The 16,954-nt window shown below is 38.8% G+C and carries 15 protein-coding genes and 2 pseudogenes; 10 read left to right on the top strand and 7 right to left on the bottom strand.

From position 1 onward, the window contains the following. The first annotated feature begins 63 nt into the window (after positions 1-63). Both cysK and B4U84_RS03545 read left to right on the top strand, forming a co-directional pair. Positions 64-999 carry a cysteine synthase A gene (gene cysK, locus B4U84_RS03550; protein WP_131115579.1) on the top strand — a complete coding sequence of 312 codons (936 nt, stop codon included), beginning with the start codon at positions 64-66 and terminating at the stop codon, positions 997-999. Between the two features lie 1,358 nt (positions 1,000-2,357). Further along, entirely contained in the window at positions 2,358-3,485 is a 1,128-nt protein-coding gene (locus tag B4U84_RS03545) for a PAS domain S-box protein (RefSeq protein ID WP_131115577.1), read from the top strand. A gap of 44 nt (positions 3,486-3,529) precedes the next feature. Here the strand turns inward: B4U84_RS03545 and B4U84_RS30295 are convergent, their stop codons facing one another. Beyond that, complete coding sequence (locus tag B4U84_RS30295) at positions 3,530-3,679, bottom strand: hypothetical protein (RefSeq protein WP_165490225.1); 150 nt, start codon at positions 3,677-3,679, stop codon at positions 3,530-3,532. A gap of 922 nt (positions 3,680-4,601) precedes the next feature. On the opposite strand from B4U84_RS30295, the gene B4U84_RS03540 reads away from it, so the two are divergent. Both B4U84_RS03540 and B4U84_RS03535 read left to right on the top strand, forming a co-directional pair. Beyond that, positions 4,602-4,751, top strand: a complete 150-nt coding sequence (locus tag B4U84_RS03540) for a PsaJ protein (protein ID WP_071524739.1) — start codon at positions 4,602-4,604, stop codon at positions 4,749-4,751. A gap of 902 nt (positions 4,752-5,653) precedes the next feature. Continuing rightward, positions 5,654-6,322: an Alr2735 family protein gene (locus B4U84_RS03535; RefSeq protein WP_131115574.1), complete on the top strand. Its 669-nt coding sequence runs from the start codon at positions 5,654-5,656 to the stop codon at positions 6,320-6,322. On the opposite strand, the gene bioF is transcribed toward B4U84_RS03535, so the two are convergent. The 4 genes and pseudogenes from bioF to pip all read right to left on the bottom strand — a co-directional run bounded on the left by bioF (position 6,302) and on the right by pip (position 10,107). Continuing rightward, positions 6,302-7,468: an 8-amino-7-oxononanoate synthase gene (gene bioF / locus B4U84_RS03530; RefSeq protein WP_131115572.1), complete on the bottom strand. Its 1,167-nt coding sequence runs from the start codon at positions 7,466-7,468 to the stop codon at positions 6,302-6,304. The genes B4U84_RS03535 and bioF overlap by 21 nt on opposite strands. A gap of 374 nt (positions 7,469-7,842) precedes the next feature. Then, a complete protein-coding gene (ruvA, locus tag B4U84_RS03525) occupies positions 7,843-8,481 on the bottom strand; it encodes a Holliday junction branch migration protein RuvA (protein ID WP_017309758.1) in 639 nt (212 codons plus the stop codon). A 143-nt stretch (positions 8,482-8,624) separates the two neighbouring features. After that, a pseudogene (locus tag B4U84_RS31445) lies at positions 8,625-8,872 on the bottom strand (HAD family hydrolase); the annotation flags it as partial. Between the two features lie 287 nt (positions 8,873-9,159). Beyond that, positions 9,160-10,107, bottom strand: a complete 948-nt coding sequence (gene pip / locus B4U84_RS03515) for a prolyl aminopeptidase (RefSeq protein WP_131118695.1) — start codon at positions 10,105-10,107, stop codon at positions 9,160-9,162. Between the two features lie 560 nt (positions 10,108-10,667). Here pip and B4U84_RS03510 point away from each other — a divergent pair. Next, positions 10,668-11,048 (top strand): hypothetical protein, encoded by a 381-nt coding sequence (locus B4U84_RS03510; RefSeq protein ID WP_131115570.1) that lies wholly within the window; start codon positions 10,668-10,670, stop codon positions 11,046-11,048. Positions 11,049-11,113: 65 nt separating this feature from the next. On the opposite strand, the pseudogene B4U84_RS03505 reads toward B4U84_RS03510, so the two are convergent. After that, positions 11,114-11,398, bottom strand: a pseudogene (locus B4U84_RS03505) (Uma2 family endonuclease); the annotation flags it as partial. A 98-nt stretch (positions 11,399-11,496) separates the two neighbouring features. Between B4U84_RS03505 and B4U84_RS03500 the strand changes: the two are divergent. Further along, positions 11,497-11,700, top strand: a complete 204-nt coding sequence (locus B4U84_RS03500; RefSeq protein ID WP_017309762.1) for a type II toxin-antitoxin system HicB family antitoxin — start codon at positions 11,497-11,499, stop codon at positions 11,698-11,700. Beyond that, positions 11,697-11,906 carry a type II toxin-antitoxin system HicA family toxin gene (locus B4U84_RS03495; protein WP_017309763.1) on the top strand — a complete coding sequence of 70 codons (210 nt, stop codon included), beginning with the start codon at positions 11,697-11,699 and terminating at the stop codon, positions 11,904-11,906. The genes B4U84_RS03500 and B4U84_RS03495 overlap by 4 nt, the downstream gene beginning before the upstream one ends. An 18-nt stretch (positions 11,907-11,924) precedes the next feature. Here the strand turns inward: B4U84_RS03495 and menD are convergent, their stop codons facing one another. Continuing rightward, positions 11,925-13,688, bottom strand: a complete 1,764-nt coding sequence (gene menD, locus B4U84_RS03490; protein ID WP_131115568.1) for a 2-succinyl-5-enolpyruvyl-6-hydroxy-3-cyclohexene-1-carboxylic-acid synthase — start codon at positions 13,686-13,688, stop codon at positions 11,925-11,927. A gap of 106 nt (positions 13,689-13,794) precedes the next feature. Here menD and B4U84_RS03485 point away from each other — a divergent pair, with 106 nt between their 5' ends. From B4U84_RS03485 to B4U84_RS03475, 3 genes are all read left to right on the top strand, one after another. Further along, entirely contained in the window at positions 13,795-14,421 is a 627-nt protein-coding gene (locus tag B4U84_RS03485; RefSeq protein ID WP_131118693.1) for a methyltransferase domain-containing protein, read from the top strand. Between the two features lie 406 nt (positions 14,422-14,827). Further along, positions 14,828-15,580, top strand: coding sequence for a winged helix-turn-helix domain-containing protein (locus tag B4U84_RS03480; RefSeq protein ID WP_131115566.1), 753 nt, complete (start codon positions 14,828-14,830; stop codon positions 15,578-15,580). Positions 15,581-15,621: 41 nt separating this feature from the next. Next, positions 15,622-16,953, top strand: coding sequence for a PAS domain-containing sensor histidine kinase (locus B4U84_RS03475; RefSeq protein ID WP_131115565.1), 1,332 nt, complete (start codon positions 15,622-15,624; stop codon positions 16,951-16,953). The last annotated feature ends 1 nt before the right edge of the window (position 16,954 follow it).

Here is a 16,954-nt window from a genome sequence, read left to right as displayed (position 1 = left end):
GGGGGCCCCACCTTCCCCAATCCCCAATCCCCAATCCCCGATCCCCAATTAGGAGTTTTATTGATGCGAATTGCTGGTGATGTTACTGAATTAATTGGACGTACTCCGTTAGTTCAACTGAATAAAATTCCCCAAACTGAGGGATGTGTGGGCAGAATTGTGATTAAACTGGAAGGAATGAATCCGGCTGCTTCTGTGAAAGATCGGATTGCTGTAAGCATGATTACAGCAGCAGAAATTGCTGGATTGATTGCACCAGGAAAAAGTATTTTAGTAGAGCCAACATCTGGAAACACGGGAATTGGACTGGCGATGGTGGCGGCGGCGCGTGGTTATGGTTTAATTTTGACTATGCCTGAAACTATGAGTGTAGAACGACGGGCAATGTTAAAAGCTTATGGTGCAGCTGTGGAGTTGACCCCAGGAACCGAAGGGATGAAGGGAGCAATTTGCAAAGCCGAAGAAATTGTGGCTAATACTCCCAATGCTTATATGCTGCAACAGTTTCGCAACCCAGCCAACCCCAAAATTCATCGCGAAACCACCGCTGAAGAAATTTGGACAGATACAGATGGACAAGTAGATATTGTCGTTGCTGGGGTGGGTACTGGTGGAACAATTACAGGTATTGCTGAAGTGATGAAAGCGCGTAAACCGAGTTTTCAAGCGATCGCAGTCGAACCAAAAAATAGTCCGGTCATTTCTGGTGGCGAACCAGGATCACATAAAATTCAAGGTATTGGCGCGGGTTTTATTCCTGAAGTTCTCCGCACAGATTTAATAGATGAAGCGATCGCTATTAGTGATGAAGACGCGATCGCATTTGGACGACGTTTAGCGAGGGAAGAAGGTTTATTATCGGGTATTTCTTCAGGTGCAAATTTATGTGCGGCGATACAAGTAGCCAAGCGCCGGGAGAATGCTGGGAAGTTGATTGTTGTGATTCAACCTTCTTTTGGAGAGCGTTATTTAAGTACCCCGATGTTTCAAGATTTATAATTTAACCTGATATTATTCTACTTTTTCAAAGGATTATTTCTTTTGATATAGGTGTTTTGTCTAAGTCTATTCTTCAGGTAGAAGTTAGGGATAAGTATTAATAGCTAAGGTATTTGTTAATTTGAATTTATCAGCAACTGACAAAGAATTTTGAATTTGTACGGACTTTCAACAATGGTGATTATTTTTCTATCTTGATGAAATAAAAATTTTAATTTCAATGCAAATAAAATTTATAGAACTGCGAATAACTATTCGAGTCTGAGGAGGTTTCATCTATCAGGAGTGACCGCGGCTTTGATTAGAGATGAATAGGTTTACTTTGTCTGATTGGGTTTCTAAATTTTCTTACGAATCGTCAGATCGTCTATAGAACTCATATTTTATTTCTGAAATACACGTAGTGGCGTGTCTAGACTAAAATGATGCAATAGAAAAGGTTGGTAGTAAGCGCTTTAAATAAGTCGGCGCTAATATTTATAGCTATGTTAAGAAATTTAAATGTAGGGTGCGTTAGCCTACGGCATAACGCACGGTCAAGAATTCAAGGCGCGTTGCGCTGCGCGATAACGCACCCTACAGCTAATTTATATTTCTTCATATACATTGAATTTTTCCCGCCGACTTACTTAACGCTAAAAAAACTAAAAATCTAATGCACTATTTTAGTCTAGACACGCCAGTAGGGTGCGTTACGCCAAAGGCTAACGCACCAGTTAAAAATTTAGGTGCGTGATAGCTACGCTATAACACACCCTACAGATACTTAGATTTTTTCATAAATCAAATCGGACTCCTATATAAGTTTAAACTTTCTGTTAAGACTGCAATTTTTCATACCTCAGATAGAAGTAATAAATAGCTATAAGCAGGTAATTCACTAAAACATAAAAATTATTTTGAGTGAATTTTATCTATTTTGTTAGCCATAAGTAAAATTTTGAAAAAGGCATGATTAATTATCAATCTTGATAACCAATATATTCCAAAAATTGATAATATAGCTGTATATTTGATTGATATTTTTTTATCTTATATATTGTTGCAACTAGGTAATTGTCAACAAATTCACATGGTAGAACATACGTCAAGTCAAAAGTAAATCAAAATTTTACCGATCATTCCCCCAATTTGGAGAGATGGGAGCTATGGAGGAAATCCAAAATTCTAAATCGTTCGATTGAGCGCTTACGACGAAGTCTAAAATCCAAAATTATTTAACTTTTCTTTTCTGGCTATAGCAACTTGTATTTTGCACTCAGATTTTCTACTCAATTTCTGTCAACAACTACTATAAAAGTGTCGTGGATAATATCAATAAATCAAAAATAGACAAGTTTGCTCAGAAGACACGGGCTATGGACAAGCGTATAAGCAAATTGTACGAAAATTTTGTCAACGTACCTGTATTCCCCCATTCAGTGCCACAAATGTTATTTGAGCTTGGAAGCGCTTCACAGTCAGTACACTATGCAATAGAAGAACTGTATCAACAGAATGAGGAATTAGAGAAAGTACAAGAAGGTTTAGCAGCAGAGTTATACTTTTACCGGGAATTATTTGAGTCAGCACCAGACGCCTATTGCGTGACTGATCCACATAGCAAGATTCAACTAGTTAACCGTAAATTTGCCAGATTACTCAGTTTTGAAAAGCATTATCTTACAGGCAAAGCACTGAGCAATTTTGTTGCTTTAGAAGAACGAAAGTGCTTTCGCAATTTCCTCAACCAGCTAAGTCAACCAGGTAGAAGTCAAGAGTTAGTAATATGTCTACAACGTCGTAGTGGCGAGTTTTTTGAGGCAGCATTTACTGTGTCAGCGAGCTATGATCATCAAGGCAAGCCTTTAAGCTTGCGCTGGTTACTACGAATTATTACTGAAAGTAAACGTTTAGAATTAACACAGAGCAAAAAAGACTCTGATTTAGGCGATCGCCCCATACATAAATATTCTAAAGGAGAAACTATCCTCCTCGACCCACAAACAATTTGGTATGTTTGTCAAGGTGTAGTGAAATTAACCACGCTTTGTGAAAGAAATGAAGAAACGCTAATAGGTTTGGCAGATAAAGGAATGATTTTCGGTTCTTACATGACTTCTCTCAACACCTACCAAGCCACAGCCATGTCCGAGGTTCAGTTAGTATCAATTTATATATCGGAGATCACAGCTTCTCCAAATTTAAGCTATTTTCTATTACCAAAGTTAAATCAACGGCTACGTCAAACAGAAGCTTTTTTAGCTGTATCTGGTTTCCGACGAGTACAAGATCGGTTGTATTATCTTTTGCAGCTTTTGAAACAGGAAATTGGTGAAAAGATAGGTGATGACACTCGTATTTCGATTCGCCTAACTCATGAAGATTTTGCTAGCGCCTGCTGTACAACTCGAGTCACCATTACACGATTGCTGTGCAATTTAAAACATGAAGGAAAAATTACATTTGATAAAAAAAGACATATTATTGTCATAAATATAGATTAATTTACTACTCCATCAATATCTACTTCATGCAAGTAAACTGTTGTCTAGGTGCCAATTCTACCTATATGACATTGTGCTGCCTTTTCCATTTCAACGGCATACTTCCAGGTATCAGAATCGGCTTGTAAATCTAAGATTATGCCTACACCACCAATAAAATACACAACCTGATTTTTGTTAAATTTAGGTGGCATTATCAATTTATTATTCATGATTTTGTGTTCTCCTGATAATATTACTTCTATCTTGTCTTACACCTAGCCCTAAATTAAAATTTAGGCGAGTTTTTGTACTCAATATCTGAATCCAAAATGACGTAACCGTAAATTCCATTAATAGACCTCTTGCAAAGATATTTTCACCCCACCCTCAATACGGTTCGGATAAGACAAATCGATTGGCATTTAAATCCTGTAGAGACGCGATATATCGCGTCTCTACATATCCAAAATTATGACGAAAAATTCTTAACCGAACCGTATTGACCCCACCCTAGCCCTAAGCGTAAACGGGGAGGGAACTAAATTTTCCTCCTGTTTATGGGGGGATTAAGGGGGTTAATTCGACTTTTGCAAGAGGTCTAATGTTTTCAAAATTTTCTTTTAAAAACACTTTAATAAGTAGAATAACTACTAAAATTAATGTTCGTTTATAACTAAAGAATTGACTTCATTTCTGCCGATAGTTAATTTAATATTAATTTGAGTTGTAGTTTCCAATACAATAACTATGATTATTATCCTTCAATAAGTTGGGGATATTATTATTCAACAATAGCGATGAAAATAAGAAAAATTTATTTTATATCGTCTATTTATAGATAGATTTTGGTATTCAAAATAGAGACAAATTTCCCAGTTAATATATTCCTATAGTTAGAAGCTTACTTGATAATAATTAATTAACTTATTGGTTAAAGAGTCCATTTGGATTGATCTTACCTTCATTCCTAATATTAAAGAGGTATTCTGTAGGGAGTGTTGGTAAGCATAGAGACAAATGAAATTATGCAAGTTAATTTTGACCAATAATTCCTTGATTGTACAAGCCTGCGGAGTCAATCCAAAATCTTGTTAGAGGATGATTAAATTACTAAATTGTTTTGGAGCATGAACAATGCAAAAGCCAAACGAACAAAGAAGCTATTTCCTTAAATATCTTTCTCTTGCACCAGTTCTTGCCGTTTTAGCGGTGTCAATCGCCTTTTCTACCTGGGCTGTGTTTAACTTCTTTTTCCCTGATCTTCTCTTCCATCCAATGCCATAGAAATCTGTAAATAGGTGGAATAGAATAGCCAAGATTTTGCTGATGTTAAGCAGCAAAGCTAGTTTATTGGTAATAATAAATACCCCTAAAGGAGCGATTTTATCCTTAAGGGGTAGAGTGAGGTATGACTTAAATGTTTCTCTTCTTCCAAAACAAATATTAACTTGATTAAAAAACCTTTGTATCTATCCATAGATTTATATAGCAATGATTTAATGTCAATTAATCTTGTGATTGTAGATACAAATTAATATATTTTGATGTATATCCCTTGACGAATTTTATGTTTATGATAATGATGAAAATTATTTTGTGAAATAATATAATTTGATCAATGATTTAACTCACTATAAATTTATATTTGCTGAGGTTTTATGCTTTGCGATCGCCATTAAATAATATAGCGATCGCATTCAGCAAGAAGCTTAAATAAATCAAACGGCGTTGCTGAATTTGGTCATGAATTATCTTTGTATATATATTTGTCGTTCGATACGAAATCCTTGTAGAGACGCGTTCGCTTTTAGCGTTCCCGCAGGGTAATTTCGCGTCTCTACATAAGCGTGAATTATAAATTCATATCTTGATTCAGCAACGCCAATCAAATAGTCTGCTTAAAGCAGACTTTCACTATAAGACTGCGATTTCAATCGCAGGCGTTTTTTTGAACATTTGGGATGCTTCCCTTTTACAAAAGGTTTAGTGTATAAAATTTTCATCAGCTTACCCAAAATTTGGGTATTACTGGGGTTTTTTATTTCTTCTTGTGTAGTACAATTGTTCTAGTCAAGAAATTTATTTTCAAACTTTCACTCATGAATGCGATCGCCTGTGATATTTTCTGGTGACTAAAGGCGATGGATTTGTTGTGCGTACCGGGAAGTTTTTATGAGGTCAATATTATGGTGACACAAGTACAAAGTCCAATTACAGAGCAAATTGACGAAAAAGTAATTGCATTATCAGAGTTTGGGAAATACGTTGAGGAAAAAGTAAATGATTCCAACAGCGTTGGTAGTGAAAAATTTCAAGTGCTTTCGCTTGCTGATGTCACCAAAACGATTTTACATCATGCTTTTTGGTTAGCCGCTCAAAAACAGAAGCTTTCAGCAAAACAGTATAAAAAACTACTGATTGATCAGGGCTGGAAAGGTGAGGAAAAAAAATATCTGAAAATAGCTACAGTATTTAGTAAATTTTCGCCCCAGGATTTAGCACAAGTTGAGCCATGGACTGTCTATCAGTTAGCAAACAATAGTAATAAATACAAGCCAGTCATAGATGCTTTGTTAGACATAACTGCAATTACCCAAGAAGCTGTACGTTCTTTGGTTAAGCAACGACGCACTCCTAAACAATCAAAACCTGAAAAACCGAGTATCTGGCGACGAACAAAAAATGGCGGACGCTACTGTCAAATTCCACCAATTCATTCTGAGTATGAACACACAGGTGTCACTCTGCAAAAGATGATGGATTCTGAAGGATTAACTGCACAACAAATTGTGTCAGAAGCGATCGCTTTACGACAAGCATATAAGGAAGGGCGGTTAGTGTTGCTTAAACAATAATACTTCTACTAATTTTTCAATATGTTTTTCCTCATGAGTTGCCATGATAGAAATTCGTATTCTACTTGTAGGAACCGTAGGAGGACGAATTGCAGGAGCAAATATACCAGCAGATTTGAGTTGCTTTGCTGCTTGAAGTGAGTCTTTGGCGCTAGCAAATTGTAAGCAAATAATAGGTGATTGTGAAGGGAGTAATTTGAGATTAGGTAAATGTTGTTGGATTAACTTTTTTAAGTAATCGACATTTTTCCATAATTGAGCGCGGCGTTGTGGTTCTTGTTTAACTATATTAATAGCTGTTAAGGCTGCGGCTGTATCTGCGGGTGAAAGAGCAGTTGTATAGATCCAACTTGAGGCGCGATTTCGTAAATAGTCAATTAGGGTTGCACTTCCAGCAATATATCCGCCTAAGCTACCCAAAGCTTTACTCAATGTTCCCATTTGTACTAATTGCTTACCCGTGCAGCCGAAATACTCAACACACCCTGCACCTGTTTTTCCTAAAACTCCAGTACCATGAGCTTCATCGACTAGTAGCATACAGCTAAATTCTTCTGCCAGATCTACTAGTGCAGGTAAAGGACACAAATCTCCATCCATACTAAAGACGCTGTCTGTGGTGATTAGACAGCGTCGATAATCTTGACGCGATCGCTTTAATTCGTTTTTAATAGCTTCGACATCACAGTGAGGATATTCAAAAATTGCTGCACCACTGAGAATTGCTCCATTTTTGAGGCTGGAGTGATTATACTGGTCAGCTAATATTAAATCCCGCTTTCCTACTAAAGCCGTAATTGCACCCAAATTTGCTAGATATCCCGAACTGAAGACTACAGCATCTTCTGTTTGCTTGAGAGATGCGATCGCTTTTTCTAATTCTCTGTGTAAATTTCTATGCCCACTGAGTAAACGCGAACCAGTACTACCACTACCAAATTCTTGTACAGCAGCAGTCGCCGCCGCAATTAAACGTTGATCACTAGCCAATCCCAAGTAATCATTACTGGCAAAATTGATTACCTCCTGTCCTTCCAATAACACCGTCGCACCACCGCAACCGTTAATTGTCTGTACCGAACGATACCAGTCTGCACGGTGGATTGTTGCCAGAGATTGTTCTATCCAAGCGTAGGGATCGGACATTGGAACGGAAGGAGGACAGGGAGGACAAGGAAGAAAACTAATTAATTGTAAGTGAAACATATTTTTTTGTAGAGACACGATATATCGCGTCTCTACATTATTTATGTGTATCGCGATTAATGTGAAATGGTATTACTACAGGGAATAAGCTGATGTGCGCTTAGATTAAATATTCTTGCGTTAGGACTGTCCACGGTCAACAGTCCAAAGTCCAAGCTAGTCTTTGACTCTGGACTGTTGACTTTTGACAACCTGCTCGCAAAATATACAATTTAAATGCATAACAGCTTATAACTTTTTTATTGTTGTACACTAATAACCAATAACTAATAACTAATAACAACTAAATAATAATAGTAACTCTTGACAAACGACTAATAACTACATTCACTACTACTAAGATGAGCGATCGCTTGTCTGAGCCATTCTTCTAGGTGTGCGTCTTTTGGTAGTCCAATGTCTTCGCTGACTACGTGTAAGGCGTGGCTGACTTCGTTAGGGGTGTAACCCAAAGCCAGGAGTGTCATTTGCACTTCTTCGAGAATTCCTGGTGCTGGACCGCCTGTAGCAACGAAAAAGCCAGCGGTTTTGCGCCATTCGATTAATTTGCTTTTCAGTTCCAAACAAATGCGTTCTGCGGTTTTTTTGCCGACACCAGGCGCTTGAATCAACAATTGAACATTAGCAGTGATAATAGTCTGGACTAATTCTGGCAGTTCCAAAGTATCGAGTAAAGCGATCGCCAAAGCCGCACCAATCCCACTCACACTTAGCAAGTGACGAAATACATCCCGTTCTGCTGGGGAACCAAAACCGTACAGCAACGGTACTTCCTCGCGAATTTGGTAATGAGTAAATACTTGTACCTCACCTCCCGATTCTGGTAGCTGCTGCGCTAACCGCGCCGGGATTTGTAAATCGTAACCAATTCCGTTAACTTCGAGAGTTAGGATATGGCGATTACCACTATTTTTTTGAATGCCGGCAACAATACCTTTAAGATAACTAATCATTTTATTCTCTCAATCCAAAATAACTTAAATTTTTCAGTCTACCACCCAATACGGTTCGGTTAAGAATTTTTCGTCATAATTTTGGATATGTAGAGACGCGATATATCGCGTCTCTACAGGATTTAAATGCCAATCGATTTGTCTTATCCGAACCGTATTGGTCTACCACCAGCATAGGCATTTTTTGACAAGCAGCGGTAGTTAGGGGAATTTTCATTATGCCACTGGAGTAACTTGTTCCCTTTTTCGATCAAGCAATATCATTACCAGAATCATGACAGATAAAAGTTTGCTCTGCTACAAATTTCCATTTTTGGCGAAGAAACTGTACTGACTGACTTTTATCGCTCCTGTGAGGCACAATGTCAAGGTCTATATCACTGCTAAAGATGTGATACCATTTCACAAAAAATCTGATACAAATACAGACCCTGTACCAGACGCGATATATCGTGTCTGGTACAAAATTTATGTGTATCGTGATTAACGTGAAATGGTATGAGTTCGATAGATTAGACTCGTCCGAATATCTCGCCCTCAAATTAATTTGGGGCTTATAGCTAAAACCCACTTTAAGTGGGTTAAACCAGTGAACAGTGAACAGTTATCAGTGATCATAAACCCAAGAATAAATACACTACTCTTTACTGATTACTGATAACTGATAACTAATAACTGTTAAAAAGAAGCAAACTTATCTGTTGCTGCAATCAAAGCACTCGTAATTTCTGGTTCACTCATTGAATGTCCTGCATCAGGAACAACAATAAATTCTGCTTCCGACCAGGCACGATGTAGTTCCCAAGCTGATATCATTGGGCAAACTATATCATAACGCCCCTGGACAATTACTGCTGGAATGTGACGAATGCGTTCAACATTTAAAAGTAGATAATCTTCTGGTTCAAAAAAGCCTTTGTTGATAAAATAATGACACTCAATTCGTGCAAAAGCATCGGCAAATTCATTTTCACCAAACTTTTGCATTAACTGTGGGTCTGGGAACAATCTGCTAGTACTTGCTTCCCAAATTGACCAAGCACGGGCAGCTTCCAGCCTAATTTGCATATCGGGACTGGTCAAGCGTTGATAATATGCTGTCAGCAAATCACCACGTTCTGCTACAGGAATTGGTTTAAGATACTCTTCCCAAGCATCAGGAAAAATATAACTTGCTCCCTCTTGATAGAACCAGCGTAACTCTTTTTGTCGCAGCATAAAAATGCCCCGCAAAATTAACCCACTACAGCGTTCTGGATGAGTTTCACTGTAAGCTAATGAAAGAGTACTTCCCCAACTACCACCAAAGACAACCCATTTTTCAATACCTAAATGCTCTCGCAGTTTTTCAATATCATTCACTAAATCCCAGGTGGTATTTTCTCGCAGTTCAGCATGGGGTGTACTTTTTCCACAACCGCGTTGATCAAACATAATCAATCGCCATTTTTCTGGGTGAAAATATTGACGATAAAATGGTGGACAACCTCCACCAGGGCCACCATGTAGTAAAACAATCGGCTTACCTTGGGGATTACCAGACTCTTCAAAATAAATTGTATGGATGTCTGATACTTGTAATTTACCTTCGTTATATGGCTCAATTGGTGGATAAAGTTCTCGCATTTGAAAAAATTTGATTTTTGCTGGTTGGTTATCGGTCAATACGGTTCAGTTAAGGATTTTTAGTACCGAAAATTGATCTGTAGAGACGCGAAATTTTTGATGTAGAGACGCGAAATTTTTGATGTAGAGACGCGAAATTTCGCGTCTCTACAAGGATTTCGTATCGAACGACAAATATGTACACAAACATAATTCATGACCAAATTCAGCAACACCCCCAAAATTATGAGGAAAAATTCTTAACCGAATCGTATTGAGTTAGCAAACTTAGGTTTCTGAGTCCTAAATTAGATTTCTGAGTCCTAAATTAGATTTCTGAGTCCTAAATTAGATTTCTGAGTCCTAAATTAGATTTCTGAGTTTTAAATTAGGTTTTAGCAATAAATTTCAGTACTTATACTCCTATTTCTTCTATTTACTAATACTGATGCTCCAAAAGTTCTGTGGCTTCACTCAGGCTAAAGTATCCGCTAATTGCGTATTTTGATGATATATCACAAACTCAGTGTAAAAAAACACCAGGGTTCTCCATATTAAATTAATCTCAACAGGGAAACTTTATGCCAGCACGCAAACGAAATTCAACCGCACTAACCAAAGCAGAACGACGGATTGAAGGATTACAGACAATAAAGCCTGACCTAGACTTTGGTAATGGATTTTCAATTGTTACTTACAATACTATAGTTCATGAGTTACGAGAAAAGCTAGCCGCCTATAATCAAGCACGAACTATCTTAGATAAGACATACAATGCCTTAATAGATGTAGAACGTACGTTAAATGATTATTCTGAGCATATGCTGCTGAATGTTGCCTCTCACTATGGCAAAAATAGTGATGAGTATGAAATGGCTGGTGGAACACGCAAGTCAAACCGACGAAAAGCACGTCCGGTGGTAAACCAAACGGTAAACTCTGTGGAGTCATCGGTTAAGTAAACAGTAATTTGATTCAAAACTCTCCCTTAGGGTGCGTTGTACTTTGCGACAATGCACCCTACCAACTACTCAAAAACAACGCCACGATAAATTTCCGTTATTGGCAATTCAATTCCAACTGACTCTAGAGAAATAGCTCCTTCCAAGCCATTAGAATCACTGAGCAATCAACCTTGAGCTTGTTTGCTATAGCGTTCAACAAAAGGTTCATCTTGCTCAACTAATAAATATTCGCTAAAACTAGGAATTGATCGATATATGCGAAATTTATTTTGTCTGTCGTAATCTGCGGTGGAAGGAGATAGTACTTCAACAATCAGGATGGGATTCAAGACTTCATCTAAGCGATCGCGCTTGGCAATCAACATTAATTTAAGCAGCACCTAACTCCTCTTGAGAGCAAACAAGTATAGTTGTTAGCATAATCTCAACAACTAACTCAATCAGTATGAAAATCAAAGCAATTATTCATCCAGCAGAAGAAGGGGGCTATTGGGCAGAGGTTCCTGCACTTCCCGGCTGTATTACTGAAGGAGACACAATAGAAGAGGTGATGGCTAATTTAAAGGACGCTATTGAAGGCTGGCTTGATGTTGCTAACAGTCGTCATGCAACTGAGTCAACAGATCAGGTTGTCGAAATTGCCGTATGAAATCTATTTCTGGTAAGCGACTGTGCAAAATTGTAGAACAAAAAGGTTGGGTTTTGCGAAGAATTACTGGCAGTCATTATATTTATGAAAACTCCGAAGTAGAGCAAATTTTGTCAATACCTGTTCATCGAAATCAAGATTTGAAAGTTGGAACCTTGAAAGCTTTGATGAAAATAGCCCAGTTAACCGAGGAAGATTTACTCTGATTTTGATGTTGAAGTATTTTAAAATTTGGCAAACTTACCTAAATTTTCCTGTCGCCATTTAGCATCAAGTTTGCGATTTGTTCGCAGTTCTAACACTCGAATACCATTAGTAGGTAGGGGGTTTAATTTTATTTGCAATTGTTCCCAGCTACTAATCAATTCATGTTCCACACCATAGGTAGCACATAATTGAGCAAAATCAATATCTTGGGGTGTGGCAAAAAATTCTTCAAATGGTGGTTCAAATTTGGCAATAGGTAACATTTCAAAAATGCCACCACCATTATTGTTGACTAATATAATTGTTAAATGTCCAACAAATTTATTTCTGATTAAAAAGCCATTTGTATCGTGCAATAATGCCAAATCACCAGTTAACATAACGCTGCTTTGATGACGATGGGCAATTCCTAAAGCAGTAGATAATGTCCCATCTATACCATTTGCACCTCGGTTAAAAAATGGTCGTATACCGGAGTTATTGGGTTGCCAGAAATATTCTACATCTCGCACGGGCATACTATTGGCAATAAATAAAGGTGTTTCTGGCGGTAAAGTTTGGGAAAGTAACCAAGCTATTTTACTTTCTAATAAATGGTCTATATTTTTAAAAGTATGATCAACTGTTGTTCTAACTTTTGTTTCAATTTGAGTCCACAGTTGGAGATAAGTGGACACATTGGTGTGGGAACGCGGTGACACCGGGAATGATTTAAATACTTCAGTCAGTTGTTCTACACTCAGGCGTAGATGAACTGTTCGAGCGTGGAGAGGATCAAGATTTTGGTCACTGGAGTCTATCACCCAATGTCTAGCAGTAGTAGTTTTTAACCAATTACGCAGTACTGGACTTGTGGGTATTTCACCGATTTGAATTACTATTTTTGGTGTTAGCTGTTTTGCTAGTTGCTGATTCCGCAAGATGAGATCATAAGTAGAAATAATGTAAGGATTAAGATCAGCATGGTTTCTGACAGGAGATAATCCTTCAGCTAAGACTGGAAATTGTAAGGTTTTGGCAAGTTGAGCGATCGCTTGACAATATTCCTGTTGCTGCTGTGTTTGGGCAACTCCGGCTATAATTATTCCTTGCTCACAGTTTTGCCAATCATCAAGGGGAAGAGATGGGATGATGGGGGGACGGAGTGATGGAGATAATTTTGTGACGTGAGCAAAAAATTCTTCTGGGTGAAATTGTGACTGTAAATTATTTAAGTCAATGGTGTCAGGAATAGGTGCGAGGGGATCGCGAAACGGTATATTTAGGTGTACGGGACCAGAAACAGGGTAGAGCGATCGCTCCCAAGCATAGACCATTGTTTGCCGTAGATAAGCTAGCATCCCCATATCCGCTACGGGTACAGCTAATTCTGTTTGCCAGTTGGGGTAATTGCCATATAGTTTTAACTGGTCTATGGTTTGTCCAGAGTGACAATCTCGCAATTCTGATGGTCTATCGGCGGTTAAAATTAGCAGTGGTACACGAGTTTGTTTCGCCTCAATCACTGCTGGATAAAAATTCGCCCCCGCAGTTCCGGAGGTACAAACGATAGCAGTGGGTAATCCTGTTGCTTTTGCTCTTCCTAAAGCAAAAAAAGCTGCGGAACGTTCATCGAGAATCGAAATAACATCAATTTCTGGTGTTTGTTGGGCAAAAGCAACTGCTAATGGTGTAGAACGAGAACCAGGACAAATAATAGCAGTTGTTAACCCCAAGCGCTGCAATGTCTGTGTCAACAGGGTAGCCCAAAGTTCATTTGTGTTTCTCAAACCAATTAGCATGATGGGATCGGGGATAAGGGATAGGGGATCGGGGATCGGGGATCGGGGATCGGGGATCGGGGATCGGGGATCGGGAATAACACTAATAAGTCAAAGGAGAAAAATTATGCAATTTCGACGAGTGTTAATTTTACTTGTGACTGGAATTAGTGCTGTAAGTTTGAGTGTGGCTGGATGTACGAATCAACAACGTGACTTGGAAGCAGATGCACAAACACCAGCTATACCTACTCAGCTTCAAGAAACTCCAAAAGCTGATGTACCTTATGTGCCAACTTCACCGGAAGTCGTAAATGGCATGTTGCAATTGGCACAAGTCACAAAAAATGATGTGGTTTACGACCTTGGTAGTGGAGACGGACGTATTCCGATCACCGCAGCTCAAAAATACGGTGTTCGTCGTGCTGTGGGTGTGGAAATCAATCCCGAACTTGTGCAGGAAAGCAAAGCCAATGCTCAAAAAGCAGGAGTTAGCGATCGCGTTACATTCCAGCAACAAGATTTATTCCAAACTAATTTTGATGGCGCAACGGTAGTAACACTATACTTGTTACCTGATGTCAATTTGAAACTCCGACCTAAACTTTTACAAGAACTCAAGCCAGGTACTCGTATTGTTTCCCATGCTTTTGATATGGGTGAGTGGAAACCAAAGAAGACGGTGCAGGTACAAGGTGCTACTCTTTATCTATGGGTTGTTCCTGATCAGGTTCCCAAGAATTTGCTTCAATAAATCATGCCATCAGGTTTTGTGTCGGTAATTACCCTGAATAAACTTTTGACACAAAACCTTACTGTTTCATCACTTCCCGCCTCTTGTGGGGGTGGGTTTTTCATATTCTGATTGAAAAATGCGATCGCAACTTGCACGAATTCAAGCCAAAATTGACAACGATCACCAGTTATGTGTGAGATATTTCATTTAAATTTATTTATAAAAAATTACTATTAACATATTGACTACCAATAATATTTTATAAAACCATCCTATATATTTATTGCCTATATGCTTTATAATGAAATTAGATAATTGTTATATTAATCACAAAAAACATAGTTCATCATCAAACAAGCGTAAAAGCACGGTTGTCTGATATTTGTATTGATACAGCCACGATCACGGGACTTCGTAAGCATCAATGTATACTAGTGAATCAACTAAGTATTCTCCAACGACGGACATCGGTCAAAGAAGTCGTATTTTACTAGTCGAAGATGAAGAACTAATTCGAGAAATGATCGTCCTCGCTTTGGAAGAGGAAGGTTATGCAGTTGTAACAGCCGCGGATGGACGCTCTGCTGTAGAACAATTAAAAAATTTTGAAATCAATTTAGGCGAACCGACTTTTGATTTGGTGATCCTAGATTTGATGCTACCTCAAATCAATGGTTTAGATGTCTGCCGTTTGTTGCGCTATCAAGGCAATCCAGTGCCGATTTTAATGCTCAGTGCCAAAGGAAGTGAGACTGACCGTGTACTAGGTTTGGAAGTAGGAGCGGATGACTACCTGACAAAACCTTTCAGTATGCGGGAGTTAGTAGCCAGGTGCCGCGCTTTGCTTCGCCGTCAGCGTTTGAGCAGCCTACCACAACTACCAGCACTTAATTATAAAGAAATTACTTTGTATCCGCAAGAGTGCCGTGTCTTAGTTCGTGGTCAGGAAGTAAGTCTATCACCAAAAGAATTCCGCTTGTTAGAACTGTTCATGAGTTATGCTCGCAGAGTATGGTCACGGGAACAATTACTAGATCAAGTTTGGGGACCAGATTTTGTTGGAGATAGTAAAACTGTAGATGTTCACATCCGTTGGTTGCGGGAAAAATTAGAGCAAGATCCCAGCCGTCCTGAATATATTGTGACTGTACGTGGTTTTGGTTATAGATTTGGTTAAGTTGTTAGTATGATCTGTGCGAAAGCAACTAACAACTTGTGATGTTAGTATTTAGTTTTATTTTCGGATTGACAATCGGACTAGGGGTTTGGATTTGCCAACTGGTGCAACTGCGCCGCACTATAGGAAAAATACCACCCTCATTAAAGTCGCAACCTAGTGATATTGCGCTACCGCTAATTCCACGCTTGCGGCATGATATTGCTGAGTTGAAGCAGCAGCAATTATATTTGCAACAAATTATATATAATTATCAAGAATTGTTAGAATCAGCGCCTGTAGGATACTTGCAAGTAGATGAAGAAAATCAACTGTTGTGGTGCAACCAGCAAGCACGAGAAATGTTGTATTTGCAAAGGTGGCAGCCGGGACAAATACGATTGTTACTAGAGTTAGTAAGATCTTATGAACTAGACCAGTTAATTGAACAAACTCGCGATCGCCAGCAATCTCAGGTAAAAGAATGGGTGTTTCACCCCTCTTGTGAAAGTGCGGCAGCAATGTTAGAACAGAAATCTGTGATGTTGCGAGCTAGTAGCTTGCCTTTATCCAAGAGAGAAGTTGGCGTATTCTTGGAAAATCGCCAAATAGTACTGGAAATTAACCAAGCACGTGACCGTGCTTTTTCTGATCTAGCTCACGAACTGAGAACGCCATTGACTTCTATTCGTTTGGTAGTGGAAACTTTGCAGGGCCGCATAGAACCACCTTTAGATCGCTGGGTTAATCGCCTGATGCAGGAAGTTGACCGACTGATCTGTTTGGTGCAAAGTTGGTTAGAACTTACCCAACTAGAAACCGATCCCACCCTGAAACTCAATCGCCAATCAACAGAAGTGCGATCGCTCATTAGCAAAGTCTGGGAAACTCTTGAACCCCTAGCATTACGCTATCAAGTCCAACTTGTCTATCAAGGGCCAGAAAATATTTGGCTTCAAGCGGATGCTTTGCGTCTTTACCAAGTTTTCCTCAACTTGCTGGACAATAGCATCAAGTACAGTCCTGTTGGCGGTAGTATTACTGTTGAAACAAAAATCTCATCTGTAAAAAATCATCGTAGTGGTAAACCAAACGCACCAGCTAATCTAGAAGTTAATATTATTGACTCTGGAGTAGGTTTTGGCGAAGCGGATTTACCCTATGTTTTTGAACGATTTTACCGGGGAGAACAAGCGCGAACTCGTGATCAAACAGTTGAAAGTAGTTCTACAAAAATAGTGGGAAGTGGTTTAGGTTTGGCGATCGTTCGTCAAATCATTCTGGCTCACGGTGGTGCAATCAAAGCCATGAACCATCCTAGTACAGGTGGTGCGTGGATACAGTTTGTATTACCTCTGGTCATGGCAAATTCTCAAAACCAAGACTATATTTAAA

Origin of the sequence: Westiellopsis prolifica IICB1 (assembly GCF_004323185.1) — a bacterium.
Lineage (GTDB): Bacteria > Cyanobacteriota > Cyanobacteriia > Cyanobacteriales > Nostocaceae > Pelatocladus > Pelatocladus prolificus_A.
The sequence above is the reverse complement of the archived record's forward strand: the minus strand, read 5'-3'. Positions and strand labels throughout refer to the sequence as shown.